Raw genomic sequence first — 23,625 nt, forward strand, 5'->3', positions numbered from 1 at the left:
GCCCCTCAGTGCGCGAAGATCACCGGCCCGAGGAATTCACACACCGTCAGCGCCAGAGCGAGATCCAGGCGGTCGCGGTCCGCCGGGACCTCGGCGAGCGCCTTGCCGACGCGATACTTCACCGTGTTGCGGTGGAGGTTGAGCCGTTCAGCGGTGTGGAGGTGGCTTTCCTTGGTGGCGAAATACACCGACAGCGTCTCCCGCAGCATGTTCGCGTTCGGGGAGTCCTCGGCGAGTCCGCCGAGGACCTCGTGGACCCACGCCCGCGTCGACTCGAGGTCCTGCGCCAGCAGGGACACCACGGCCACACCTCGGTCGCCGAATCCGATCACCCGACTCGCCGCACCACCCGGCATGGTCGCCACCGAGTAGGCGGCGAGTGCCTGCTCGTGGGTTCTCCGGAAACCCCGTGCCCCGGATGCGGGAAGGCCCACCGCGACTCGGATTCCCGCCGGCACGGTCGAGCGCACCGCGGTCACCGACGAACCGTCGGTGACGTCCCGTCCGACCAGTGGAATCCAGGCCCAGACCGTCGACCGGTCGATCGCGGTGACGATCGGCGGGGAGCCTCCGCCCACCCGGGTACCGAGTTCGCGGGCCGCGTGGGTGAGCGCGACCAGTTCGCGGGGTTCGTCGTCGAATGACCACAGGATGAGCGCGAGGTGCCTGCGGTCGAGCGCGTAACCGGTCTCGGACTCGAAGGCCCGCTCATCGGATTCGGCGCCGTCGAGGAACGAGTGGATGGCCGCTGATTGCACGTTGCCCTCGACGCCGAGCCACCGTCGGCGTTCGTCTTCGTACGCCTCGAACACGTACAGGGAGATCCAGTCGATGTATCCGGACAACACATCGGAGATGTGCCGGGTCAACGCCATCGACTGTCCGGCGCCGAGGTCGAGATCCTCGACCAGTCGGTAACATTCACGCATCACGCTGTTCTGCCCGAGATGGTAGGCCCGCACGAGCGAGTTCGACGGCACGTCCCGTTGCGCCAGACGCAGCGCGTATTCCACTGCGGCGGTGGTCGGTTGCAGGTGTTCGATCGGAATGTCGTTCGCCAGGACGTGGATGATCGTCGAGACGTTGCCGTGCACGCTCGCCTCGAGCAACTCCACGAGCTTGGGATCGGTGTCGAGCTGATCGATCTCCCGGGCCATCATGGCGCTCAACTCGGTGACGATGTCGGACACGTTCTCGTGCAGAGTCTTCGCGATCATGGCCGCCTGCTCGAGCAGCTCGGACCCGGCCGCCGCGGGCACTCCGGCCAACCGGTCGCGCGCGGCGTCCCCCGCCGTCCACAGCGCACGCGACGGTCGCGACGCGGTCATCGTCGCGACCGTGCGTACCGCAACGCCGACTCGGCGGCGTGGTATCCGCACAACCCGTGGATACCGGCACCGGGTGGACTCGCTTGAGAGCAGATGTACACGCCCGGTACGCCGATCGCGTACGGATCGAGCGCGGCACGGGGTCGCAGGACCATCTGCAGGCCGTCGTTCGCTCCGCCGATGATGTCCCCACCCGCGAAGTTGGCGTTCGACGAGTGGAGCTGTTCGGTACCCGTGCTGACCGTCGCCACGATCCGATCACGGAATCCCGGTGCGAATCTCTCGATCTGCGCGACGATCTGCTCGGTGGCATCTCCGTCGAAACCTCGAGGGACATGCGCGTACGCGTAGATCGGATTGACCCCGCCCGCACTGCGACCGGGATCGGCGATGTACTGCTGACCGAGCAGGACGAACGGCCGTGGGACCATCACACCGGCCGCGCGCTGTCGCTCGGTGTGGGCGATCTCCGCGAAACTCCCGCCGAGGTGCACTGTCCCGGCGCGCAGGCAGTCCGGATTCGACCACGGGATGTCCCCGTCGATCGCGAAGTCGACCTTGTAGGCCGACGACCCGATTCGATAACGCCGGTACGAGCGGCGAATTCGAGCCGGCATCTCGTCGCCGAAGATCGAGAGCACCTGCGCCGGGGACAGGTCGAGCAGCGTGATGTCCGCCCGCGGCAGGTCGGCACGCGAGCTCACCCGGACACCGGTCTCGATCTTGCCGCCCGAATCCCGCAGTGCGCCGACGATCGCCGCGGTGATCGCTCCCGAACCGCCCTCGGCCACCGGCCATCCGTAACGATGCCCGCTCGCTGCGATCATGAGCCCGAGTGACGCGGTGAGCGGACGGTCCAACCGGGAGAACAGGTGTGCCGCGATCCCGCCGTACAGCGCACGGGCACGCTCGGTACGGAACCAGCGCGCGAGCACGGTGGCAGGCAGGATGGCTCGCGGGCCGAACGATGCGAGGCGAATCGGGTGACCGGGCACGTGCACGACCGGGCGGAGCAGATCGTCGCCGAGATCGTCGAAATGCTCGGCCAGATCACCGAACATCGCCTGCCAGCGCGATCCGTCGGCGCCCAGTCCCGCCGCCGTGGCACCGATCGACCGGAACAGCAATCCGGCGTCGCCGGAATCGAGAGGGTGCGCGCAGTCGGCGTCGGGCCACTTCCACGCCAGCCCGTACCGCTCGAGACCGACCTCCGCCCAGAACGGCGATCCCACGCCCAGCGGATGGAAGGCCGAACAGTGGTCGTGGATGACGCCCGGGACCGTCAGTTCGCCCGACCGGGCCCCACCACCGACGACCTCGGCCGCCTCCAGGACCTGCACGTCGACACCGTTGCGCGCCAGGTGCAGAGCGGCGGCGAGCCCGTTGGGCCCGCCGCCGACCACGACAGCTGTGGTCACTGCGGCGCCTGATCGGTCAGCCGGACCGTTGTCGCGCTGCGGTCATCGGAGCGCATCTTCGGTTCATGCACCACCTCAGGATCGGTGACGGCGCGGCGAGCGTCAACGTCGAGAGTCCAGTCGACCTGGAACGGGATGGGCCCGTTGGGCAGCCACGGTTGCTCGTTCACCGCGTCGACCACCCGGTAGGTCCCGGTCTCGATGACGCCCAGCGCCGCATCGATCACCTTGAACCGCTGCGTGCCCCGGTGAATCGGCTGGGACTCGATCCAGACCACCGTGAACTCGCCCGGCGCGAAGCCGCACCGCTTCTGCAGCGCCGCGATGAGCCGCTCGTCATGGAGATGCCCGTCACCGAAGTTGAAGGCCACCAACGAGTTACACGAGAACTCCGCCTCCCTCAGCGTGTAGGTGTCGATATCGGACCCGAGATGACGGATCATCAGCGAGTACAGCGCGCGCCCCTGGCTGTGCATCGAACGCCAGGCCAGCAGCTGGTGCATCACGACATCGGCCACCTCGGCCGGGTACGAAGCGAGGAGCTGGGTGCGGGTGTTCTTCGCGGGCCGCACGATGTGCTGGTCGAGCTTCTCCTCGGCACCGGGCGCGAAAGCCCACGTGGCCGACGCCCAGTTCCCCGCGTACTGGCGCATCGACGGGAGGAACGAGACCAGGTCCGGACGGAGGTTGCCGAGCACGGGGAAGAAGCAGAGCGCCGCGGCGATCAGCACCATCGCCCACGGCATCGACGTGTCGGTCAGCGCGTAACCGTCCCAGGCCGGGAATCCGAGGAACAGGAACACCGAGGCGTACGCGAAGAGCAGGTTCCATTCGAGCGGAACGGCCAGTGGGAACGTCGACAGGATGAAGAAGTGGAAGCACACCATGAGGACGACCGCCGCCACGGTGAGCGACTTGCTCGTCGAGAACAGCAAGACCAGCGGGGTGACGACCTCGACGATGGTGCCCAGGACGTGCCCGACGCCGCCAGCCAGCTTCGACGGCCGCATGTCCTCGGGGAAGTCGCGATAGTGCGCCCGCTTGATCTTCTTGCTCGGCAACCACGGGGTGTTCGACAGCATCGGCGGGATCACCATCGAGAAATGATGTCCCAGCTTGGAGATCCCGGCACCGACCCACACCGACACGATGAGCAGTTTGAGCGCCAGGATCATGTCGACGAACGGGAGGACGCCGAAGAAGATCATCGCCGGGAGATACTGCTCGGAGCGAGCCGCGATGAAGATGACCTTGTCCCGCAGGCCGATCACCACGAACAGCGCGATGAGCGGGTACATCAGAACGGGGTTCACCAATCCCTGGTTGTCGGCCACCACCGAGTCAAGCGAGTTCGACGCGATACCCGGGAGCGCTATCGCGACAGCAAGATTCGCGAGAATGAGCGCGTAGACCGCGATGTCGAACGCGGTGCGGGAGTCACCCTTGGTGAAGGGCACCTTGCCGGGCCACGGTGGAAGCCGGATCGTCTGTGGCCGCAGCCAGTACAGGAAGCCGCCGGTCATCGGTTTGAAATGTCCGGCCAGCGGCCCCCACGACCCTCCGATGCCCAGGACCTCCACCAGCACGGTCCACAAGACCAGCTTCTGATAGACGATCGGCTGGTTCCACCACTCGGTCACGTGCAGCGGGTTGAGTCCGGACGTCAGCGTCGCGAGGACGATCCCGACACCGCCGTAGAAGACGAAGACTTTCATCAGATAGATCAGATGAACCATCTTCGGCGTGCCGAAGCCGTGATCGGCCCAGTGGGCTCCCAGCACGCGGATCCGATCGAAGAACGGCCGCTGGAGGAATGTCTCCGGGTCCACTTGGGGAAAGTCTGGTTGGGTGAGTCCCATTGGTGCGCACTCCTTGTCGTGTGAATGGGTCGGTTGAGGTGTGGGTGGGTTGGGTGTGGGACCGGCATCGCCGGTCTCGGCGCGCGGGTCATCGGCTCGGCGTCCGCCGTGGGACGTCGAAATCGGGCCGAATCGGGGGATCAGATGGGCTGCGGACTGTGGAGACCGGAACGCAGCGCCGGTTTGTCGATCTTCCCGACCGGATTGCGCGGCAGTTGGTCGACGACGTGGATTGTGCTCGGCTGCTTGATCTTCGCCAGCCGTCCGGCGAGGTGGTCAGCCAGCTTTCCCGCATCGACCGCACGGTGTGGGTAGGCGACGACGAACGCGACGGGCAACTCGCCGTAGAGTTCGTCCGGTGCTCCCACGACCGCGCACTCGAGCACGTCGGGATGCGTCGCCAGTGCGTTCTCGATCTCCTTGGGGTAGATGTTCTCCCCGCCACGGATGATCATGTCCTTGATGCGGCCCACCAGGGTCAGGTAGCCGTCCTCGTCGAGGCGGCCCACATCCCCGGAGTGCAGCCGGCCGTTGATGACAGTCGACGCGGTCGCCTCCGGCCGGTTCAGGTAGCCGCGCATGACATTCGGCCCGCTGATGACGACTTCACCGATCTCGCCGGTGGGCACCTCCGTGCCCTGTTCGTCGACGATGGAGATCCGCTGCCCCGGAAGCGCCGGGCCCACCGTCCCGAGTTTGCGTACTCCGACGACCGGATTGCAGGCCGACGCACAGGTGCCCTCGGTCAGGCCGTAACCCTCGACGACAGGTATCCCGAAGGCGCCCTCGACCCGGTCGAGCAGTTCTCTCGAGATCGGGGCGGCCCCGCAGACCGCGAACCGGAGAGACCCGGTGGCCCCAGCTGTCAGACCGTCCTGCGACACGAGGAGCGCGTAGATGGTCGGTACGGCGGAGAAGTATGTCGGGGTGAGCCGTGCGACGTCGTCGAAGAACCGTGACGAGGAGAATCTCCCGGTGATGCTCAGCTGCCCGCCCGCGAGCATCGGCGCCAGGAAGCTCACGCAGATGGCGTTCACGTGGAACAGCGGCAGCACCAGGAGGGCATGGTCGGCCGCGGTGAGACCGAAATGCGTGACCATGGTCGACGCCATGTAGTGCAGATTGTCGTGCGACAGTCGGACACCCTTGGGTCTGCCGGTGGAGCCGGAGGTGTAGATCAGCAATGCGTCGTCGCCGGCGGCCGGTGACAGTGAGCCCCGCCAGTCCGCGCTCGGCGCCGTCGCCAGTTCCTCCACGTCGAACCGGGCACGGTCGGACCTCAGTTCTGCTGCGCGGGTCCCGATGACGACCCGTGCTCCCGAATCCGCCAGCTGGTACTCGGCTTCCTCCGGGGTGAATGCCGGGTTGACCGGAGTGGCGACCGCGCCGATCCGCCATGCCGCCATCAACGTGACCAGCAGTTCGATCCGGTTGGGCAGAAAGGTCGCCACGACGTCCCCGGGTCGAACGCCAGCACGGCCCAGTTGTTCGGCGACACCCTCGACGCGACGCGCAAATCCGGCGTAGTCGAGGGCGACCACGTCATCGCGAACACACGGGGCGTCGGCGCGATGGGTCAGGTCCCATGCGAAGTAGGTGCTGGTCACCGGGCTTGCCTCCGAGATCGTCGTGGTTGATGTGATCCAGAACACTATGAAAGCGGGAGCCGAACCGAAACGGTCGCGGAGGCCAGACTTCCTCGAGACCTTTGTGCTCGGGGGACAATCCGACACCGGACGTCGTCGGTCCGGTCGAGCTCTGCGTGCGCGGGGTCCCGGTAGCGTGTGAGGTGCTCTGCGCAGGCCCTCGCGAGCGTTCGGCGAACCCTGGGCGGGCCACCGTTGCACGACGTCACCCGACCGCCGAGGAAGCACCATCCATGACCGCGCACGCCAACGGACCCTTACCGTCGAGACGGTCGCCGGACGACGGACGCGCGCTCGACGCGGTCGCCGCCTTCGACGCCGGACTGTCCGACCAGGAGCGGCGGGTGCTGACCGAGCGCGTCTACGCTGCCAGCCCTCGCACCCAGTCGGAGGTCGCCGACCTTCTCGGGTTGTCCCGCGAGCGAGTCACCCAGATCGATCGCTCCACACGACACCGCCTGCGCTCGTTGATCGAGGCGGACCCGGCCCTCGCCGACCTGTCGGCGATGATCAACCGCCGGGCCGCTCCGGTCGCGGACGCCGCTGCGCTCATGGCCGACTCGACGCTCGCCGGGACTCCGGTGGGCGGCGTCGAGGCCCCGTGCTGGCGGGTGGTGGCCGCGGCGTCGGGTCTGCGCACGAGCGAGAACTGGATCATCCGGGGCAGCCTGCGCTCGGTCGCCGAGTTCACGAAGTCGGCGGTCGAGGCGGCGGCGCGCCCCGGCGAGGCGGCTTCGGTCATCACCATCGCGGATCACCTGGGCCTGTCCGGAGATTCGGCCGCACGGTGGCTACTGCGGGCGGGATACGAACTACTCGACGGCCACGCGATCGCCGCCCGGTCGACGACGGGCGAGATCGTCGTCGCAGCGCTCTCGATCCGCGGCGCGCCGTTGACCTTCGACGACATCATCGACGCGACTTCGGCGATCCCGCGTGCCCACAACAGTATTCGAAACGCGCTCGCCTCGGACGTGCGTATCGTCAGAACCGACCGCACCCGCTACGGCCTTGCCAAATGGGGCCTTCCACGATACGAGCCGGTCCATCTGCAGATCGATGCGATTCTCTCTGACCGCGACGGGGCCGTGCCCCTCGACGACGTCATCGCGACGATCCGCGGTCGTCACGACGTCAGCGAGGCCACAATCCGTTCGTATGCCGGTGCCGGCGAATTCCAGATCCGCGACGGCATCGTCACCCGACGCGAACGACCACATCGGCCGCGGCGGACGCCGGGACGGACGCGCGGACTGTACCGCGAAGACGACGTCGTGCATTGGGCGACGACGATAACTCCCGCGCAGTGTCGCGGAACGGGTTTCAACATACCCAGCGCTCTCGCCGGACTTCTCGGCATCGGCCCGGGTTCACCGGTCACACTCGAGACCGCGCTGGGCACACAGGCTTTCACGTGGGCATCGGTTCAGGCACGATCCGGCTCGATCAAGCGGTTCATCGATGAGCTCGAACTGGAACCGGGTACGCCCGTGTTCCTCGACTTCGGGCCGCACACCTTCACCGTTCGACGGGCCGAGCAGGCAACCGCGTCGTCCGCCGCGGACATCCTGACCCGGATCGGGCGGCAGCCGGCCCGGCTCACCAGAACCCGACTCCTCCAGGTGCTCGCCGAATCACTGTGGTTGCCACCGCAATCCGGAATCAACGACGTCGTCGAGCTCCTCGGCAGGCGTCGCGAGACCGACCTCGCGGACCGGGTCGCGGCCACACTGCGCTGAGCGTCGGGCATCGGTCAGCGAGTGCTCGGGGCACCCCAGTGGGGCTCGCCGTACGGGGCGTCGACCGCGACGCATGCGCCGGCCGACGCGCAGGCGAGGATCCGGACCATGGTGTCGCGAGTACCGAGATCGCCTTCGAAAGACACATACTCGCCACGACGCAGCCCGACGTCCGCCACCATCCGCTCCGCTTCGGCGATGAGTTGGCCGGTGGCGGCTTGTGGTTCGTGTCCGAGGTCGACGAGGCCGCCCTCGTTCCGGAGCATGTCCGCCGTCCGGAGTGCAGCGAGGACGAACTCGTCGCCGACGCGGTACATCTGACGACAGTGGCTCCGGGGCACGGCGGCTTCGACCAGATCCTCGACCTCGGTGCATTGATCGACATGAGCGAGCACGAAACCGATCTCGCACGAATGTGCCGGTTCGTTCGCTGGGCCGAGGACGATCGGAACCGTGACGGCGTCGACCTCCAGCAAGGAATACCAGGCGAGCACGAACTCCCAGCCGGTGCGGATCACGAGACCCACCCGACTGCCCGCGCGGACCCCGCAGGAGACCAGTTGCTCGGCCATCCATTCCACGGACTCGTAGAACCGTTCGAAGTCGATGACGGCGTCACCGGTGCGCACCGCGGGCAGCGAGCCATGGGTGTCGTGGGCGCCGCTCAGCAGCGAACATGAAGCCGACGTCTGACTCACACATCCCCGTATGCGTAGCGAGTTCGTCTGCCGTGCAGCCGAACTCGTGGAACTCGCGGGCGACTCCACCGTCTCGCACCGGCATGAGACCCTCACCTTGCAGAGGTTAGGCTACCTTTACCAAGCGGGTCGGTGTCAACCCCCTACATAGTTTTTCACTCATATCGAGTTTAGGGTACGTTCACCTACGATCCCACCCTGCCGCAGCTGTCGGGTCTCCCCCTGCGATGAGTCCCGACGTTCATGCGACACCCCGTTTCCGAACGGGTTGATGACACGAGGAGAGCACGAGATGACACAACGAACCCTGCGGGCCGTCGGACTGTCCGCACTCATCGGCGGATCGGTGACTGCCGCGCTGCTCGCCGGCGCCGCGTCGGCGGGCGCAGACACATTCGTCCGGCTTCCGGGCGGCACCGCGAAAGGTGAGGGCGTCCAGATCGTCCGATCCGAGGAGAGCGCGCGGGTCTCGACGTCGATGGCTGCCAACGGCGTGTCCAGAACCACCTGGGTCAGCGGCCAGATCACCTTGTACGCACCGAATCTCAAACCGGCGAAGGCAGGACCGAGCGTCGGCGCGGCCGGCGAGACCACCCTGCCCGGAAGCAACGGAACCGCCACGAACGGCGCCGCGGCCACCCTGTCCACCGGCTACATCATCGGGTGCCAGGTGAACATCAAGGGCCTGCAGGGCGGTCTGTCCGGATCGTTGACCCCGACCGCACCCTCCCTGTCGGGGACCCTGACCGTCCCGCTGGCCGCCGGCGACGTCACGTTCGTGGTGTTGAACACCAAGAACATCGAGAAGGCCGGTACTTACCACCTCGGTTACGACGACGCGCAGATCGACGTGCAGAACTGCGGCGGATACGCCCAGGCACGAGCATTCACCACGATCGAGACCACCGGCGAGGTGCACCAGAAGGTGAACCTCTACGGCAAGCCGTTCTCCATCGGCTGACCGCGAACCCGTTGTCCACCACCATGACCCGCCGAATCGGAGCTCCCATGACCGTCACCAAGCGCCGCGCCACGCGCACCCGGATCATCGCGTCCACGACCGCAGTCGCCTGCGCGGCACTGATACCCGTCCTCGATGCCGCACCCGCACACGCCGACACCACCGTCCAACTCCCCGGGCAATCCGTCACGAAGAAGTTGAAAGACGGTACGACGGTGACCATCACGCGCAGCAAAGAGTCCGCGCGGATCACCCCGTCGATGGGCGCCGCGCCCCTGCACCGCAACGCCTGGGTGTCCGGCAAGTATGTGGTGACCACGTCCGACCCGGCCGCGAAGATCGGTGTCGGCGCCGGCTACATCGCCGGCTGCCAGCTGACACTGGGCGGCAACTCGAACAGCAGGGCCGGCGCGACCGCACCCAACTTCGACCTCCAGAGCGCGACCACGACGGCCGAGACCGGCGCCGGCGTGACCATCGGGCCCGGCCAAGCGGTCAACTACGTCATCAACGACCGTGAGTACAAAGACGCGTTCGGTGCGGCCGGCCACTCGTCGTCGATCAGCTTCTCCGGCGGCAAGGGCACACTGGCGTACACCAACGAGACCATGATGGTGAACGGCTGCGCCGGTTACGCGCAGGCCCGGTCGTACGCCAAGGTGAGCATCACCACCGACAACGTGTCGCAGTCGATCGCCGTGTACGGAAAGCCGTTCAGCATGGGCTGACCGACCACCGCTCCCAGAGATGCGAAATGGCCCCCCACCCGTGAGGATGGGGGGCCATTTCTGGCGGTGGCGGAGGGATTTGAACCCTCGGTACGGGGTTACCGCACACAGCATTTCGAGTGCTGCACCTTCGGCCGCTCGGACACGCCACCGCCGAAGACTGTACCGCAGACCCGCGGTCAGACTTAAATCGGCTGCTCAGGCCCACCCCCGCCCCCTGAGGAGCGAGCTTGCGAGCGTCACGAAGGGTCCTCGCAACTCGTCTCGGCAGGCCCCTTCGAGGCTTGTCGCTATCGCTCCTCGCACCTCAGGGAGCAGGGGGCCTAGTGGCCGGTCAGCTTGTCCTTGACGTCGTCGATCTTGCCCTTGACGGCGTCGGCGGCGTCGGTGATCTTCTGCTTGCCCTCGGCCTGCGCCTGGTCGCCCTTGCCCTCGTTCTTGAGGTCCTGATCGTCGGTGAGGCTGCCGGCAGCTTCCTTGCCGCGACCCTTGAGCTCTTCGGCCTTGTTCTTGGCGTCGTCCGTGGTTCCCATGAAGCCTCCTCGGTGAGGTTCGGCGCGGCCGGGTGCCGTCCGATGTGGAAGAACTCGGCGACGACCGACGCGCCGGCTGCTCGACACTGGCGCCGCCTGGGGAGCGGACTCCCGCATCCCACCGTGCCACAGGTGTGCACTGAGCTGCATGACCGCAGGTCAGTGACCTGTCAGCGGCTGTTGAACTTCTGGGACACCTCGTTGATCTTGTCCTTGGCGGTACTGAACGCCTCTTGGACCTTCTCGTTCTCGGCGAGATCGTTGAGCTTGTCCTTGGCGGTGTCCAGCGCATCCTGGACCTGCTTGCTCTCGACGAACTCGTCGATCTTGTCGCGCGCGGTACCCAGCGCCTCCTGGACCTTGCCGCTCTCGGCGAGCTCGTTGATCTTGGCCTTGGCGGTGTCGAAGGCCGCGGTCACCTTGTCGGACGGATCGGTCATGATTACTCCTCGCGGATCGGGGATGCTGACGTCCAATCTGCCAGGACCGCCCGCCGCCGACCACCGGTCTGCACCCTGAGATCTCACCGATCTTGAGTCCTCACGACCCCGAGATGACGACGGTCACGGGTGTCGTCGGGTGGCGAAGAAGTCGACCATGAGTGCGCGGCACTCGGCTTCGAGGACGCCGCCCCTCACCTGGGGGCGATGCGACAGCCGTGGATCGCGGACGACGTCCCACAACGAACCGACGGCACCGGTCTTGGGCTCCCACGCCCCGAAGACAACCGCGTCGACCCGGGACAGCGTGATCGCTCCGGCACACATCGTGCACGGTTCGACGGTCACCGCGATCGTGCATCCCGGGAGCCGCCATCCATCACCGAACGCCCGCGCCGCGGCACGCAGCGCAAGCACCTCGGCGTGGGCCGTCGGATCGGAATCGGCCTCGCGACGGTTGGCGGCCCGGGCCAGTTCGACGCCCTCGGGGTCGAACACGACTGCCCCGATTGGTACGTCGTCGGTCCCTGACAGTGCCGCCGCGTCGAGCGCGGACCGGACCATGGCCTCCCAGGCGGGCGCACTCATCGCGCGGCTTCGTGCGGGCTCAGTGGCCGAGGGAGTCGAGAACCTTGCCCAGCTCGTCGGCGAAACCGAGCCGCGCCGCGATCATGCCGAGCTGTTCGTCGGCGTACAGATCGGTGTCCCCGACGATGATGCTCATGACCGCGTCGGGCAGTCCCAGGTCGGCGAGCAGCCCGAGGTCCCCTTCCTCCCACGGATCGATCTGATCGAGCTCGTCCGGATCGATGTCGGGGACCTCGATGTTGAGGGCATCCAATGCGTCGACCGCGATGTCGTAGTCGACGGAGGCGGTCGCGTCGGAGATCAGCAGACGCGCCCCGGTCGGCGACGGCCGGACGATGATGAAGAACTCGTCATCGACGTCGAGGAGCCCGAAGACCGCGCCCGCCGAACGCAGCTCACGCAACTGGGTCTCGGCGTCCTCGAGATCAGAGAGCGCCGACGGTTTCATCGCGGTGACCTTCCACCCGCTCTCGTCGCGGACGACCGCCACGGCGAAACCGTCGATGTCGTCGTCCACGTCCTGCGCGTTCGACCCCGACTTCCCAAATCCGGCACCGGCCATGCGACAAACCGTAGCCCCTATCACCGGTACTCCCAAGTCCCGGTTCACCGGGCATGACCGGTATGGGAACGTGTCAGGGTGACTGCCGCGCCGTCGTCCCCCGCTGTCGCCCTTCCCACGCCGGTCTGTGTGCTGGGTCTCGGCCTGATCGGCGGCTCGCTGCTGCGGGCCCTGCACGACGCCGGGCACGAAGCGTTCGGCTACAACCGGTCGGCCACGACCGTCGATGCGGCCATCGGCGACGGTTATGACGCGTCCGCGGATCTTGTTGCGACGCTTCGGCGCGCGGCGTCGTCGGACGCGCTGCTCGTGCTCGCGACACCGGTGACGACGATCGGCCCCCTGGTGACGGCCATCGCCGAGAACGCGCCCGGGCTCCTGGTCACCGACGTCATCAGCGTCAAGCAGGAAGTCGAGCGCCTACTCGCCGATCTGCATCCCGGAGGTCGATACGTCGGCGGGCATCCGATGGCGGGGACAAGTTCGTCGGGCTGGGCGGCGACCGACGCCACCCTCTTCGACGGGGCGATGTGGGCGGTCACCACCACCGATCACACCCCAGCCGACGACTGGCTCACGGTGGCCGCGCTGGCCGTGACGGTCGGCTCGCGAGTGGTGCCGGTTGCACCCGACGCGCACGATCGGGCGGTTGCTGCGATCTCGCATCTGCCACACCTGACCGCCGCGGCCACGGCCGCCGTCGGGGCCGGTGAGAGCGACCTCGCCCTGCGCCTGGCCGCCGGCAGCTTCCGGGACGGCACCCGGGTCGCGGGCACCGCACCCGCCCTGCAGCGCGCGATGATCGAGGCCAACGGCATCGCCGTGCTCAACGTCCTCAGCGAGACCATCGACCGACTCACGGCCGTGCGCGACGAACTCCGCGACCACGGAACCGCCGAAGTGCTGGTCGATGACGGGCACCGCGCGCGAAAGGCGTACGAGCAACTGCATTCCGGCGCCGCGGAGGTCATCTCCGGGGTGACGGTCGGCGACGACGGCTGGCAGCAGGAACTACGCCGGCAGGCCCATCAGGGCCGGGTGTGGGTGGGCTGACCGCCGCGCCGTGTCCCTGGGGCCGCCCGCACACGTTAGACCCGGCGTGCGAGACCCGGGTAGTCGACGACGAAGTTGTTCTCGTCGACGGTGATGGTGGTGGTCGCAAGCGGCGACACCACACGGAATCCGTCCGTGCCCGGGGTGTACGACATTGTCGCCGGCTTCACGTCTCCGCTGGGCAGGTACATGTAGGCGACGGGGATCTCGACCGCACCGGGAGTCGCCGCCGAGAGGGCACGTCGCCGGATCGGCAAGGCGTTGAACATCGGCGACAGAGCGAGGTCCACGTCTTCGGCGCCGTCGAAGTCCGAGCGGGTGGTCTCACCATCGGGACGACGGATCAGCCACGTGCCCTCGTCGTCGCGCGTGATGCCGAACTGCGTCTCACCGTCAGTGCGTACCAGGTGAACGGTGAGCCGCTTGACCACACCGGCATCGGTGGTCTGCAGTTCGTAGGACGCGGAGAACGCCTCGTGGTCGGCGGTCGCCGCGGCGATGATCCGTCCATAGGCCTTGAGTCGTGCGCCGGACACGACCAGGCGGACCTGTTCCAGTCGATCGGTGTCTTCGCCTCGCCACGTGAGCATCGTCTTGAACTCGTCGTTGGTGGCGGAGGACTGACCGCTGTCAGGGGCTGTCTGCGGAGAACTCACGTGACCACGGTAGCGAGCAACCGCCCCGATCACACATCGGACGACCTGGTCACCCGACCGATCACCCGGTCCGGGACCCCGAAGATGTAACCGTTCAGGCGATACAGGACGCGGTCCGGCGGGCCGATGACGGCGTCACGGTGTCTTCGACCACCACCTCGCCCGCCACCGTGATAGAGCAACTCACCGAGCTACCCGTTCCCGCGATGACCAGGAGGCGCAGCGGGTTGACCCCGCCGGTGAACTGGACGTTCCACGGATTCGTCGGGGCGAACTCCGAGCGCAGGCCGTTGTCGTCAACGTAGAGGATGGTGGCCTGCCCGTCGATGGTCGCCTCGTAGGTCACCGGTTTGTTCTGCGGATCGATGCGCTCACCAGGTTGGCCCGGAAGCTGCTGTCCCGGGTCGGGCGGGGTGAGGCTGGGTGGTTCGAAGGTGCGTGGGATCGGCATGGTGTCGGTGACCGGCGGCGAGTCGGCGAAGCGGTCCTGCGGTGCCTCCTCCCGCAGCCCGAGGAACCCGACGAAAGCCACCACGAGCAGCACCACCACGCCCAGGGTCAGGATCAGGGTCGCGGTGGGCACCTTGCGAATGCGTGAACCCGGTCGGCCGTCGGCGCTTTCGGCCTCTCGCTCGGCGGCCGCGACGCGTTCAGCCTCGGCACGCTCAGCGCGCTCGGCCATGGTGAGCTCGGTGTTGGTCGGCTGGCCGGGGCGGAACATCGGGGTCCCGTCCGCGGCGTACCCGAGCGGCGGATAGAGCTGCGGTGCGACGGGTTGCCCGTAGAGATCGCGAGGCGACCCGCCGGTCTGGCTGCCGCCTCCGTCGCGGCGTCGAGGGTCGTGAGCGCCGGGGTTCGGCCCCCCGTACGGCTGTCCCATCGTCGGCCTCCGGTCGGATTCTCGAGCGTCGTCGTCGACGCGGCGCGGCCTCAACCGAACCTACGGTTCGGCTCGACGCCGCGCGTCATTCCCTCTCCGACCTTACGGCGCGAAGTCGGGAGCCCACCTCGACGATCGGAAAACCGCAGGCCACGACGATGCCGCGACGACAGCGAACCAGTCGGTCGAATGAGCCCGAACACCGATGACGGAGATGGGGAAACCGTGGCCGCGCTGCCGCCCCACCCCCGTGCCCCTCGGGGGCGGCAGCCCCCTGACAGGCCCCACCGAAAAGAGTTCACCGTAGTGAACTGAAAGTACTTTCACATACAGCACCGCGGGCGGCAACAGCTGCGCGGACGTCCAGGACAAGTGATATCGGGGTCCGTTTCACCTGCGCACCCGCCGATCTCTGCCCCTTTCACCATAAGACCTGGACAGGGGCTTGCCGCAAGCCGCCCTTTCTGGTGCAGAATCGCTGTCTCACCTGCGACGACCACCCCTGCCACCTGCTGATTCGGAGTCATCTCTGTGCCCCCAGTCCCCGAAACCCCAGTCCCCGACACCGCGACGTCAACGTCCACCGCGGTGTTCGCCCTCCCCGACAGCCTGTCCCCGAAGAACGATCCGGCCCTCGTCACCGACGACACCCGACACTTCGCCTCGATCACCACGAACCTTCGACGCAACTTGGCCGACGCAGACGAGCGCCTGCAGCAGCTTTGGCGCGAAGCCGGTGGCAGGGGTCGCCGGGCCGTCGACCGCGACATGGAGATCCACCAGCTCGGCGCACGTATCCGATCGCTGCGGCGGTTCGGTCTCGACCTGTGCCTGGGTCGGCTGGTCCGCGACGGCGGGGAGATCCTTTACATCGGCCGGCTCGGGCTGACCGATGCCGCCGGCGAGACCCTGCTCGTCGACTGGCGCACCCCGCTGGCCGCGCCGTTCTTCGCCGCCACCCGCCGCGACCCGATGGGACTGGTGAGCCGACGCCGCTACCGCTGGACCCACGGCCGGATCACCGACTACTGGGACGAGGTCTTCGTCGACGACCCCGCGGTGCTCACCTCGCACGCGGCGCTCGACGAGCAGTCCGCGTTCCTCGCCGACCTCGGCGCCAGTCGTTCCCCGCGCATGCGAGATGTCCTGGGCACCATCGCCACCGATCAGGACTCGATCATCCGAGCCGACTCGCACGGGACCCTCGTCGTCGACGGCGGGCCGGGAACCGGCAAGACCGTCGTCGGGCTGCATCGTGCCGCCTACCTCGTCTACGCCGATCCGCGCCTCGCCGGTCATCGGGGCGGGTTGCTCGTCGTCGGACCTCATCGGCCGTACCTCGCCTACGTCGCCGATGTGCTGCCGAGCCTCGGCGAGGAGAGCGTCCAGACGTGCACTCTCGCCGACCTCGTCGTCGAAGGTGATTCGGCGACAACCGAAGCCGACGTCGACGTGGCACGGTTGAAGTCGTCGGCTCGGATGGTCGAGGCGGTCGATCCGGCGGTCAAGTTCTACGAACAACCGCCGACGACGCCGTTCGTGGTCGAGACACTCTGGACGGAGACGACTCTGACCGCGGACGACTGGGCGGACGCCTTCGACGCAGCCGAGCGCGGAACCGCACACAACGAGGCGCGGGACGAGGTGTGGGAAGAACTGGTGTCGATCATCGGGTCGCGACACGACGACGACGTGCCCCAGCACGCACTGCGTCGTGCGTTGGCGGCGAATGACGAACTCGCGGCGGCTTTCTCGCGGGCATGGCCGATCCTGGACGCCGCCGAGATCGTCGGTGACCTGTGGTCGGTGCCGGCCTTCCTCCGCATGTGTGCGCCGTGGCTGTCGCCCGGCGAGGTACGCGCACTCCAGCGCAGCGTCCCCGACGCCTGGACCGATGCCGACCTGCCGATCCTCGACCGCGCCCACCGCCGGATCGGGGACCCGGCAGCGTCGGCCCGACGTCGCCGGCAGCGCGCGGACCTGACGAGGGAACGCGAGCACATCGACCAGGTGGTCGACGACCTGATCGCCGCCGAGGTCCACGACGACGGCGAGGGACTCATGACGATGCTCCGGCACGAGAACCTGCGCCACAACCTCGGGGACGGGTTCGTGGGCGAGACCGCCCGCCCACTGTCCGGGCCGTTCGCGCACATCGTCGTCGACGAAGCGCAGGAACTCACCGACGCCCAGTGGCAGATGCTGATCGACCGTTGCCCGTCGAAGAGCTTCACCGTCGTCGGCGACCGCGCGCAGGCACGACGCGGATTCCCCGAGTCATGGGCAGAGCGACTTCGTCGCGTCGGTCTGCGCGACGTCACCTCGGCGGGACTCACGATCAACTACCGCACCCCGGAAGAGATCATGGATGCGGCCGCCCCCGTCATCCGCGCGGCGCTCCCCGACGCGAACGTGCCGACTTCGGTTCGGCGCGCGGGCATTCCGGTCACCTACGGCGACCGCGCGGACCTCGACACCGTGGTCGACGACTGGATCTCGACCCATCGAGACGGAATCGCCTGTGTGATCGGCGAATCCGGCTTCGCCGGGACCGACCGCGTGCGGTCGCTCACCCCCACCCTCGCCAAAGGGCTCGAGTTCGACCTCGTCGTGCTCGTCGACCCCGATGCCTTCGGCGCGGACACCGAGGGCGCGGTCGACCGCTACGTGTCGATGACCCGGGCGACTCAGCAGTTGGTGATCCTCCGCACGTAGACCCCACCACCGATTGGGGTAGTGCCGTACTCGTGTCGACGTCCCGGGCGCCGGCGAGGATGGAAGACAGCACCGGCACCTCGTCCACCCACCCAGGGTTCCGGTGCACACAGAAGAGGCCCGTCACCGGGATCGGTGACGGGCCTCTGTGGTGCGCCCGTAGGGATTCGAACCCCAAACCTTCTGATCCGTAGTCAGATGCTCTATCCGTTGAGCTACGGGCGCGTGCTATTCAGTTGTACCGCCGTCGGCCGACTGCGGTGGCGGAGGCGAGAGGATTTGAACCTCCGGTCCCGTTTTAGCGAGACAACTCATTAGCAGTGAGTCCCATTCGGCCGCTCTGGCACGCCTCCTTGGCGGAGTCCTTTCGAACTGCCGAGTCGAAAGGTTACACACCCTTCGCGTCCACAAGCAAACCGGTTGGTCAGAGCCGGTTTCTGCCTCATCGGGGTCGCGGCCTACATTGGTCGGGTGAGCCTGCGAATCCGCCCCGACCTGGACGACCTTCCCGTATACGTACCGGGCAAGACGTTTCCGGGAGCGGTGAAGCTCGCCAGCAACGAGGTCACCGAAGGTCCGCTGCCGAGCGTCGTCGAGGCGATCGGCGCGGCGGCCGCAGCCGTGAACCGCTACCCCGACAACGGGATGGTGGAGCTGACCGCAGCGCTGGCCAAGAGCCTCGGGGTCACCGAAGACGAGGTCCAGGTGGGATGCGGGTCGGTCATCCTCTGCCAGAATCTCATCCTCGTCACCAGCGGACCAGGCGACGAGGTGGTCTTCGGGTGGCGGTCCTTCGAGACCTATCCCCTGGCGACGCGCGTCGCGGGCGCGACACCGGTCCAGGTCCCGCTCACCGGCGATCTGACCTACGACCTGCGCGCGATGGCCGACGCGATCACCGACCGTACGCGGTTGATCTTCGTGTGCAATCCGAACAACCCGACCGGGACCGTGGTCGAGGCAGCCGACCTGCGGGAGTTCCTGCAGAGCGTGCCGTCCGACGTCATCGTCGCGCTCGACGAGGCGTACTTCGAGTACCTGCGCCTGCCGTCGAGTCAGGCGTACGACGCACTCGAACTCCGAGGCGAGTTCCGCAACCTCGTGGTGCTGCGCACCTTCTCGAAGGCGTACGGGCTGGCCGGGCTGCGCGTGGGTTACGCGATCGCCGATCCGGAGGTCATCACCGCCCTCGGCAAGGTTCACGTTCCGTTCTCGGTCAGCAGCGTCGCCCAGGCCGCCGCGCTCGCCAGCCTCGACGCCGGCGACCAGTTGCTGGCCCGCACCGACGCGGTCGTCGCCGAACGTGCCCGCGTCACCGCACGACTGCGCGGCGCGGGCTACCGGGTCCCCGATTCGCAGGCCAACTTCGTGTGGCTCGACCTGGGAGCGGCGTCGATGGACTTCGCGCGCGCCTGCGTCGACGCCGGGGTGGTGGTCCGCCCGTTCGACGGCGACGGCGTGCGGGTCACCGTCACCAACGCCGCCGAGGACGACGTGTTCCTGCGGTTCGCCGAGGGCTGGGACGGTCCCCGGAGCTGATCCTGGACCGCGAGCCGACCGAGCCGGTCGCCGGTCAGAGCCCCCGGCCGATGGTCGGCCACAGGGCCGCGAGGTCGCGCTCCCAGTACGCCCACGTGTGGGTTCCGATGAGGCGGAAACCGTCGGTGTAGGGCACCCCCGCGGCACGCATCGTGATGGCGAACTCGAGCGAACAGCGGTAGGCACCCAGTTCGAGCGCCGACGAGGATGCCGTGACGACGTCGCGCGGCCCCTCGTCCGGCTCGATCTGACGCTGGAGGTCGAGGGGGCCGATGGCGCCGGACCCGGCGGCGATGAAGATGTTCTTCCCGCGCAACCGGTCGAGATGAAGACTCGGGTCGTGTGCGCGCCAGCCCGCGGAGCCGAACGGGCCCCACATGTTGGTGGCGTCGCCGCCGTCGCGACCGACCGTCGTACGGACGTAGGCCTCGTTGACGGGACCGGACACCGGCGGGCAGCCGCTGAGCGAGGCGACGCCGGTGTACATCTCCGGGTGTCGGATGGCCAGGGAGAACGCGGCCTGCCCACCCATCGACAGCCCGATGACCGCGTTGCGGCCGTTGCCGTCGAACCGGTCGTCGATCAGCGGCGGCAGCTCCTTGGTGAGGAACGTCTCCCACATCGGCTTGCCGAGCGCGGCGTCCTTCTTCTGCCAGTCGGTGTAGAAGGTGCCCTTTCCTCCGGTGGGGAGTACGACGTTGACGTTCTTGTCGGCGAAGAAGCGTCCGGCGCGACCCTTCGTGATCCAGTCGCTGACCTCGCCCTCGGCGCCGGCGCCGTCGAGCATGTAGACCGTCGACCGCGGCGTCGATCCGCCGACCGGGGTGAGGACCGACAGCTTGATCCGCTCGTTCATCGCCGGTGAGAAGACCCAGATGTCGGTACGCAGCGCACTCAGCTTCTCGGATTTGGCGATGCGCGCCACCTGTTTGGGAGCGGCGTCGGCGATGGCCGGGGTCGACAGAATCCCCACCATCAGGCACACCAGACCCGCGATCAATCGCCTTGACATCTCGCCAACTCCCTCACCGACAATCCCCCCGGAGTGCACCCGGGACCTCGTCGTGTCACCACGTGCGAGTCCGCGCCGACCGGATCGGCCCGACGCGGACATCTAGACTTCCAGACTACCCGGCGTTCAGCCGAGTGGAAGGTCGTGACCACGGCATCTCACGGGCACCGGGACCTCCGAGGAAAGTCGACGATGCCCACTTCACCTTCTGTTCACCACGCGCGTTCCCAGCGGCACGAACCACCGTCGACCACGGGACTCGGTCCGAACGACTTCGCCTTCGTCGCCGAGGTCGGGGTGCGCTGGTCGGACATGGACGCGTTCGGACACATCAACCACGCGCGGATGGTCACGCTGATGGAGGAGGCGCGCATCGCGTGGCTGTTGAGCGCCGGCGAGGACTACGCCCCGCTGATCACCAGCGCGATGATCGTGCACGTCGACATCCGATACCAGGCCCAGCTGCGTCACGACGACTCGCCGCTGCGAATCGGGATGTGGATCAAGGGTTTCCGTTCGGTGGACTTCACCATCGGCTACGAGATCCGCAGCGGCGTTGCCGACGACGCCAGTCGGCCGGCATGCGTCGCGAGCACGCAGATGGCCGTCGTCGACATCGAGAAGCACACCCTGCGGCGGCTGTCCCCCACCGAGAAGGACTACCTCAGCACGTGGTCACGACGGTTCGTAGCGGGCGGGTAACTCGCGCGGCACCGCCGGCGAGATCCGCGCGATGTTGCCCTGCAACACATCTCGATAGATGCGCAACTGCTCTTCGCCGCTGCGGACCTGTTCGGTGAGCCGTTTGGCGTTGTCGACGGAGATCTCCCGGTCGCCCGACCGCGCGATCAACGCGTCGATGCGGTCGTCGAGGGTGGCCGCTTTGTTGTACTCGGCGAGGACCTGCAGCTCGACGGCCGCGGATTCGACGACATGCGCGACCTCGCCGAGCGCCTGGACACGGTCGATGAGTTCGGTCCACACCGGTCGCAGTGTCGTCTCACGCTGATCGATCTGCGCGGCGAAGGTGCGGTCGAAGCCGCCGTTGCGCTTGGCCCGGTCGAGGTCGATGCGTACCGCCCGCAACGCGATGACGTCGGCGGCGATCTCGGCGACCTCCGCGTGCAGGTTCACCTGGGTGCGCTGGACCTCGAAATGGTCGGAGCGCCAGGCGGGGTTGCCGAGGATGCGGTCGTAGTAGTGACCGGTGATGAACAGCAGCGTCTCGTAACCGTCGACGAACGCCGCGGTGCGGGGGGCGCCGGCCTGAGTCGCTCCGCCCGGCGCCTCGCACACGCCCGACAGGAACTGGTCCGCCCACTGCCCCGCCTGCGAGTTGCCCGACTTCGCGGCGACCTGCCCCACCACGCCGGCGATCCGGTCGAACGCGGCGGTGCCGGCGCGACGGACATAGCTCGACGCGTTGACGTTGGGGGTCGGGGTGCACAGCAGCCCGGAGAACAACCGGTCTCGTTCCTCGATCTCGAGATAGACGTTCTCCCGCCGCTCGCGTCGGATCGCCCGGGTCCCCGACGCGAACACACCCTTACCGGCGACGATCTGCTTGCGTGCGTCCTCGCGGCGTCGTTGCAGGCCGTTGAGCCGGTTACGCATCACGGCCGCGACCACACCGGGCACCACCGGACTCGACAACTGGTGTTCGATCTGGACGATCGCGCGCTGCAAGCGGCGCAGATCGCCGAAGCCCGCGGACATGGACGGCATCGGCCGACCGGTGGAGATCCGGCGCACCACGATGGCACGACCACCCGGGGTGAGGTATCCGGAGGCGATGAGCAGCGCCGCGGTGTCCGACAGTTCGCGCCGCTCGCCCGGTACCGCCGAACGATCGCACCACTCGCGGATCTGTTCGCTCGTGCGCGCGGGCATCAAGCGATGTCCGCGGGAACTGCTGTCGACCATGCCGCCGCCTTACCTGGAGAATCGGTGTCCGCGCCCGTCCACAGACACCGATTTCGATGCTACCCGCGGGCGACGACCACCCGGTGTGGTCGACGTCTCGCCTGCCTGTCGCACCGACGGAACACCCCCACCGGTGTCACGATGGCCACATGACAGTTCCCTCGGATGTGTCGGGACCTCGCGGCGTCGAACGCATCCGTGGTCAGATCTGGCGGAACGGCGACCCGGTGGACGGCTTCGACCTCGAGGAGATCTCCACCTGTCTCGACAATCCGGAGAAGTTGATCTGGGCGGATCTGGAATGCCCCACCCACGAGACACTGTCCCAGTTGGCGGCCGAACTCGACCTCGACCCGTTCGCGATCGAGGACACGGTCGCGGCGGCCGAACGGGTCAAGACCGTCACCTACACCGGGCACACCTTCGTGATGGTCTACGCGGTGTCGCTGCACGACGGCGAGTCGCCGGCCGACGACCGGGACGACGATGATGACGTCGGCTCCGCGGCCACCGACTTCCGCGCCTCCGCGAACGGTCGGGCGCGGATGTTCGACCTGCACCGCATCTCGATCTTCGTCAAACGGAACGCACTCATCACCGTGCGACCGACCCCGGCGCTCGACATCGACGAGGTCATGCGGCGTTGGTCGGACAGCGGGGCCACGCAATACGGGATCGGCGCGCTCGTGCACGGATTGCTCGATGTCGTCGTGGACGGACACTTCGACGCCGTGCAACGCCTCGACGACGAGATCGAAGACCTCGAGGCACTGCTGTTCGACGAGCGCATCCCCGGCCGCGAACTGCAACGCCGAACCTACGACCTGCGCAAGGACCTCGTCGTCCTGCGACGGGTGGTCCTGCCGATGCGCGAGGTGATCGCCGGCATCCAACGACGGCGGTTCGACAACCACGCGCCGCCGGAACTCGACCCGCATTTCTCCGACCTCTACGACCACGCGCTCCGGGCGTCGGAGTGGACGGAATCGTTGCGCGACATGATCACCACCGTCTTCGAGACCAACCTGACCCTCGCCGACGCGCGACTCAACACCGTCATGAAGAAGCTGACCGCGTGGGCCGCGATCATCGCCGTGCCGACGGCCATCACCGGTTTTTACGGACAGAACGTGCCGTTTCCCGGTTTCGAGCGACTACTCGGCTTCATCACCAGCACGACGCTTATCGTCGTCGTGGTCGTCGGACTCTATCTGTCGTTCCGGAAACGCGACTGGTTGTGACCGCGTCGTCGGATGTGTTGTCCTGCAACGGGTGTGACTCGTACACGGCGGGTTTCGACATGAAAGCGGTTGACCACGTGCGCGTTTGATAGCGTATGGGCCAGCC

General features: G+C 67.5%; 21 protein-coding genes and 3 tRNA genes. 8 read left to right on the plus strand and 16 right to left on the minus strand.

Going from position 1 to position 23,625, the window contains the following annotated elements; translation table 11 throughout:
- Window positions 1–5: 5 nt before the first annotated feature.
- The 4 genes from B1818_RS02380 to B1818_RS02395 all read right to left on the minus strand — a co-directional run bounded on the left by B1818_RS02380 (window position 6) and on the right by B1818_RS02395 (window position 6,212).
- Window positions 6–1,328: a CdaR family transcriptional regulator gene (locus B1818_RS02380; protein ID WP_078111842.1), complete on the minus strand. Its 1,323-nt coding sequence runs from the start codon at window positions 1,326–1,328 to the stop codon at window positions 6–8.
- Entirely contained in the window at window positions 1,325–2,746 is a 1,422-nt protein-coding gene (locus tag B1818_RS02385) for an NAD(P)/FAD-dependent oxidoreductase (RefSeq protein WP_058250994.1), read from the minus strand. The genes B1818_RS02380 and B1818_RS02385 overlap by 4 nt, the downstream gene beginning before the upstream one ends.
- Window positions 2,743–4,605, minus strand: coding sequence for a DUF3556 domain-containing protein (locus B1818_RS02390; protein ID WP_058250993.1), 1,863 nt, complete (start codon window positions 4,603–4,605; stop codon window positions 2,743–2,745). Before B1818_RS02390 ends, B1818_RS02385 begins: the two co-directional genes overlap by 4 nt.
- A 140-nt stretch (window positions 4,606–4,745) precedes the next feature.
- Window positions 4,746–6,212, minus strand: coding sequence for a class I adenylate-forming enzyme family protein (locus tag B1818_RS02395; RefSeq protein WP_058251137.1), 1,467 nt, complete (start codon window positions 6,210–6,212; stop codon window positions 4,746–4,748).
- 272 nt (window positions 6,213–6,484) lie between these two features.
- On the opposite strand from B1818_RS02395, the gene B1818_RS02400 reads away from it, so the two are divergent.
- On the plus strand, window positions 6,485–7,990 hold the full coding sequence (locus tag B1818_RS02400) for a sigma factor-like helix-turn-helix DNA-binding protein (protein WP_078111843.1): 1,506 nt from the start codon (window positions 6,485–6,487) through the stop codon (window positions 7,988–7,990).
- Between the two features lie 14 nt (window positions 7,991–8,004).
- Here B1818_RS02400 and B1818_RS02405 read toward each other — a convergent pair whose 3' ends face one another.
- Entirely contained in the window at window positions 8,005–8,688 is a 684-nt protein-coding gene (locus tag B1818_RS02405) for an AMP-binding protein (protein WP_223259072.1), read from the minus strand.
- Between the two features lie 292 nt (window positions 8,689–8,980).
- Between B1818_RS02405 and B1818_RS02410 the strand changes: the two genes are divergently transcribed.
- Window positions 8,981–9,649, plus strand: coding sequence for an MspA family porin (locus tag B1818_RS02410; protein WP_068972621.1), 669 nt, complete (start codon window positions 8,981–8,983; stop codon window positions 9,647–9,649).
- A 47-nt stretch (window positions 9,650–9,696) separates the two neighbouring features.
- Entirely contained in the window at window positions 9,697–10,377 is a 681-nt protein-coding gene (locus B1818_RS02415; protein WP_254859524.1) for an MspA family porin, read from the plus strand.
- A gap of 61 nt (window positions 10,378–10,438) precedes the next feature.
- Here the strand turns inward: B1818_RS02415 and B1818_RS02420 are convergent.
- The 5 genes from B1818_RS02420 to B1818_RS02440 all read right to left on the minus strand — a co-directional run bounded on the left by B1818_RS02420 (window position 10,439) and on the right by B1818_RS02440 (window position 12,500).
- A tRNA-Ser gene (locus B1818_RS02420) sits at window positions 10,439–10,529 on the minus strand.
- 171 nt (window positions 10,530–10,700) lie between these two features.
- Window positions 10,701–10,910: a CsbD family protein gene (locus tag B1818_RS02425; RefSeq protein ID WP_058250988.1), complete on the minus strand. Its 210-nt coding sequence runs from the start codon at window positions 10,908–10,910 to the stop codon at window positions 10,701–10,703.
- Window positions 10,911–11,080: 170 nt separating this feature from the next.
- A complete protein-coding gene (locus B1818_RS02430; protein WP_058250987.1) occupies window positions 11,081–11,350 on the minus strand; it encodes a hypothetical protein in 270 nt (89 codons plus the stop codon).
- A 123-nt stretch (window positions 11,351–11,473) separates the two neighbouring features.
- Complete coding sequence (locus tag B1818_RS02435; protein WP_176455868.1) at window positions 11,474–11,938, minus strand: nucleoside deaminase; 465 nt, start codon at window positions 11,936–11,938, stop codon at window positions 11,474–11,476.
- Window positions 11,939–11,957: 19 nt separating this feature from the next.
- Window positions 11,958–12,500 (minus strand): tRNA adenosine deaminase-associated protein, encoded by a 543-nt coding sequence (locus tag B1818_RS02440; protein ID WP_058250986.1) that lies wholly within the window; start codon window positions 12,498–12,500, stop codon window positions 11,958–11,960.
- 78 nt (window positions 12,501–12,578) lie between these two features.
- Between B1818_RS02440 and B1818_RS02445 the strand changes: the two genes are divergently transcribed.
- A complete protein-coding gene (locus B1818_RS02445; RefSeq protein WP_078111845.1) occupies window positions 12,579–13,553 on the plus strand; it encodes a prephenate dehydrogenase in 975 nt (324 codons plus the stop codon).
- A gap of 35 nt (window positions 13,554–13,588) precedes the next feature.
- On the opposite strand, the gene B1818_RS02450 is transcribed toward B1818_RS02445, so the two are convergent.
- Window positions 13,589–14,143: a putative glycolipid-binding domain-containing protein gene (locus B1818_RS02450; protein ID WP_078111979.1), complete on the minus strand. Its 555-nt coding sequence runs from the start codon at window positions 14,141–14,143 to the stop codon at window positions 13,589–13,591.
- A gap of 160 nt (window positions 14,144–14,303) precedes the next feature.
- Entirely contained in the window at window positions 14,304–15,089 is a 786-nt protein-coding gene (locus B1818_RS02455) for a hypothetical protein (protein ID WP_078111846.1), read from the minus strand.
- Window positions 15,090–15,677: 588 nt separating this feature from the next.
- On the opposite strand from B1818_RS02455, the gene helR reads away from it, so the two are divergent.
- On the plus strand, window positions 15,678–17,804 hold the full coding sequence (gene helR, locus B1818_RS02460; RefSeq protein ID WP_078111847.1) for an RNA polymerase recycling motor ATPase HelR: 2,127 nt from the start codon (window positions 15,678–15,680) through the stop codon (window positions 17,802–17,804).
- A 149-nt stretch (window positions 17,805–17,953) separates the two neighbouring features.
- Here the strand turns inward: helR and B1818_RS02465 are convergent.
- Window positions 17,954–18,029, minus strand: a tRNA-Arg gene (locus tag B1818_RS02465).
- Between the two features lie 36 nt (window positions 18,030–18,065).
- A tRNA-Ser gene (locus tag B1818_RS02470) sits at window positions 18,066–18,157 on the minus strand.
- A gap of 118 nt (window positions 18,158–18,275) precedes the next feature.
- Here B1818_RS02470 and hisC point away from each other — a divergent pair.
- A complete protein-coding gene (gene hisC / locus B1818_RS02475; RefSeq protein WP_058250981.1) occupies window positions 18,276–19,343 on the plus strand; it encodes a histidinol-phosphate transaminase in 1,068 nt (355 codons plus the stop codon).
- Window positions 19,344–19,377: 34 nt separating this feature from the next.
- On the opposite strand, the gene B1818_RS02480 is transcribed toward hisC, so the two are convergent.
- A complete protein-coding gene (locus B1818_RS02480; protein ID WP_058250980.1) occupies window positions 19,378–20,355 on the minus strand; it encodes an alpha/beta hydrolase family protein in 978 nt (325 codons plus the stop codon).
- Between the two features lie 192 nt (window positions 20,356–20,547).
- Here B1818_RS02480 and B1818_RS02485 point away from each other — a divergent pair, with 192 nt between their 5' ends.
- Window positions 20,548–21,057 (plus strand): thioesterase family protein, encoded by a 510-nt coding sequence (locus B1818_RS02485; protein WP_058250979.1) that lies wholly within the window; start codon window positions 20,548–20,550, stop codon window positions 21,055–21,057.
- Here the strand turns inward: B1818_RS02485 and B1818_RS02490 are convergent.
- A complete protein-coding gene (locus tag B1818_RS02490; RefSeq protein ID WP_058250978.1) occupies window positions 21,031–22,278 on the minus strand; it encodes a hypothetical protein in 1,248 nt (415 codons plus the stop codon). The two genes, B1818_RS02485 and B1818_RS02490, sit on opposite strands and share 27 nt — an antisense overlap.
- A gap of 149 nt (window positions 22,279–22,427) precedes the next feature.
- Here B1818_RS02490 and B1818_RS02495 point away from each other — a divergent pair, with 149 nt between their 5' ends.
- Window positions 22,428–23,519 (plus strand): magnesium transporter CorA family protein, encoded by a 1,092-nt coding sequence (locus B1818_RS02495; RefSeq protein ID WP_058250977.1) that lies wholly within the window; start codon window positions 22,428–22,430, stop codon window positions 23,517–23,519.
- The last annotated feature ends 106 nt before the right edge of the window (window positions 23,520–23,625 follow it).

This window comes from Gordonia sp. IITR100, from assembly GCF_002009645.1.
Classification (GTDB): domain Bacteria; phylum Actinomycetota; class Actinomycetes; order Mycobacteriales; family Mycobacteriaceae; genus Gordonia; species Gordonia hongkongensis.

Coding starts and splice junctions, on each gene's coding strand:
- B1818_RS02430 (WP_058250987.1), bottom strand. CDS start 11,350: ATGACCGATCCGTCCGACAAGGTGACCGCGGCCTTCGACACCGCCAAG.
- B1818_RS02415 (WP_254859524.1), top strand. CDS start 9,697: ATGACCGTCACCAAGCGCCGCGCCACGCGCACCCGGATCATCGCGTCC.
- B1818_RS02455 (WP_078111846.1), bottom strand. CDS start 15,089: ATGGGACAGCCGTACGGGGGGCCGAACCCCGGCGCTCACGACCCTCGA.
- B1818_RS02490 (WP_058250978.1), bottom strand. CDS start 22,278: ATGGTCGACAGCAGTTCCCGCGGACATCGCTTGATGCCCGCGCGCACG.
- B1818_RS02400 (WP_078111843.1), top strand. CDS start 6,485: ATGACCGCGCACGCCAACGGACCCTTACCGTCGAGACGGTCGCCGGAC.
- B1818_RS02380 (WP_078111842.1), bottom strand. CDS start 1,328: ATGACCGCGTCGCGACCGTCGCGTGCGCTGTGGACGGCGGGGGACGCC.
- B1818_RS02435 (WP_176455868.1), bottom strand. CDS start 11,938: ATGAGTGCGCCCGCCTGGGAGGCCATGGTCCGGTCCGCGCTCGACGCG.
- B1818_RS02425 (WP_058250988.1), bottom strand. CDS start 10,910: ATGGGAACCACGGACGACGCCAAGAACAAGGCCGAAGAGCTCAAGGGT.
- B1818_RS02485 (WP_058250979.1), top strand. CDS start 20,548: ATGCCCACTTCACCTTCTGTTCACCACGCGCGTTCCCAGCGGCACGAA.
- B1818_RS02450 (WP_078111979.1), bottom strand. CDS start 14,143: ATGCTCACGTGGCGAGGCGAAGACACCGATCGACTGGAACAGGTCCGC.
- B1818_RS02440 (WP_058250986.1), bottom strand. CDS start 12,500: ATGGCCGGTGCCGGATTTGGGAAGTCGGGGTCGAACGCGCAGGACGTG.
- B1818_RS02410 (WP_068972621.1), top strand. CDS start 8,981: ATGACACAACGAACCCTGCGGGCCGTCGGACTGTCCGCACTCATCGGC.
- B1818_RS02480 (WP_058250980.1), bottom strand. CDS start 20,355: ATGTCAAGGCGATTGATCGCGGGTCTGGTGTGCCTGATGGTGGGGATT.
- B1818_RS02390 (WP_058250993.1), bottom strand. CDS start 4,605: ATGGGACTCACCCAACCAGACTTTCCCCAAGTGGACCCGGAGACATTC.
- B1818_RS02495 (WP_058250977.1), top strand. CDS start 22,428: ATGACAGTTCCCTCGGATGTGTCGGGACCTCGCGGCGTCGAACGCATC.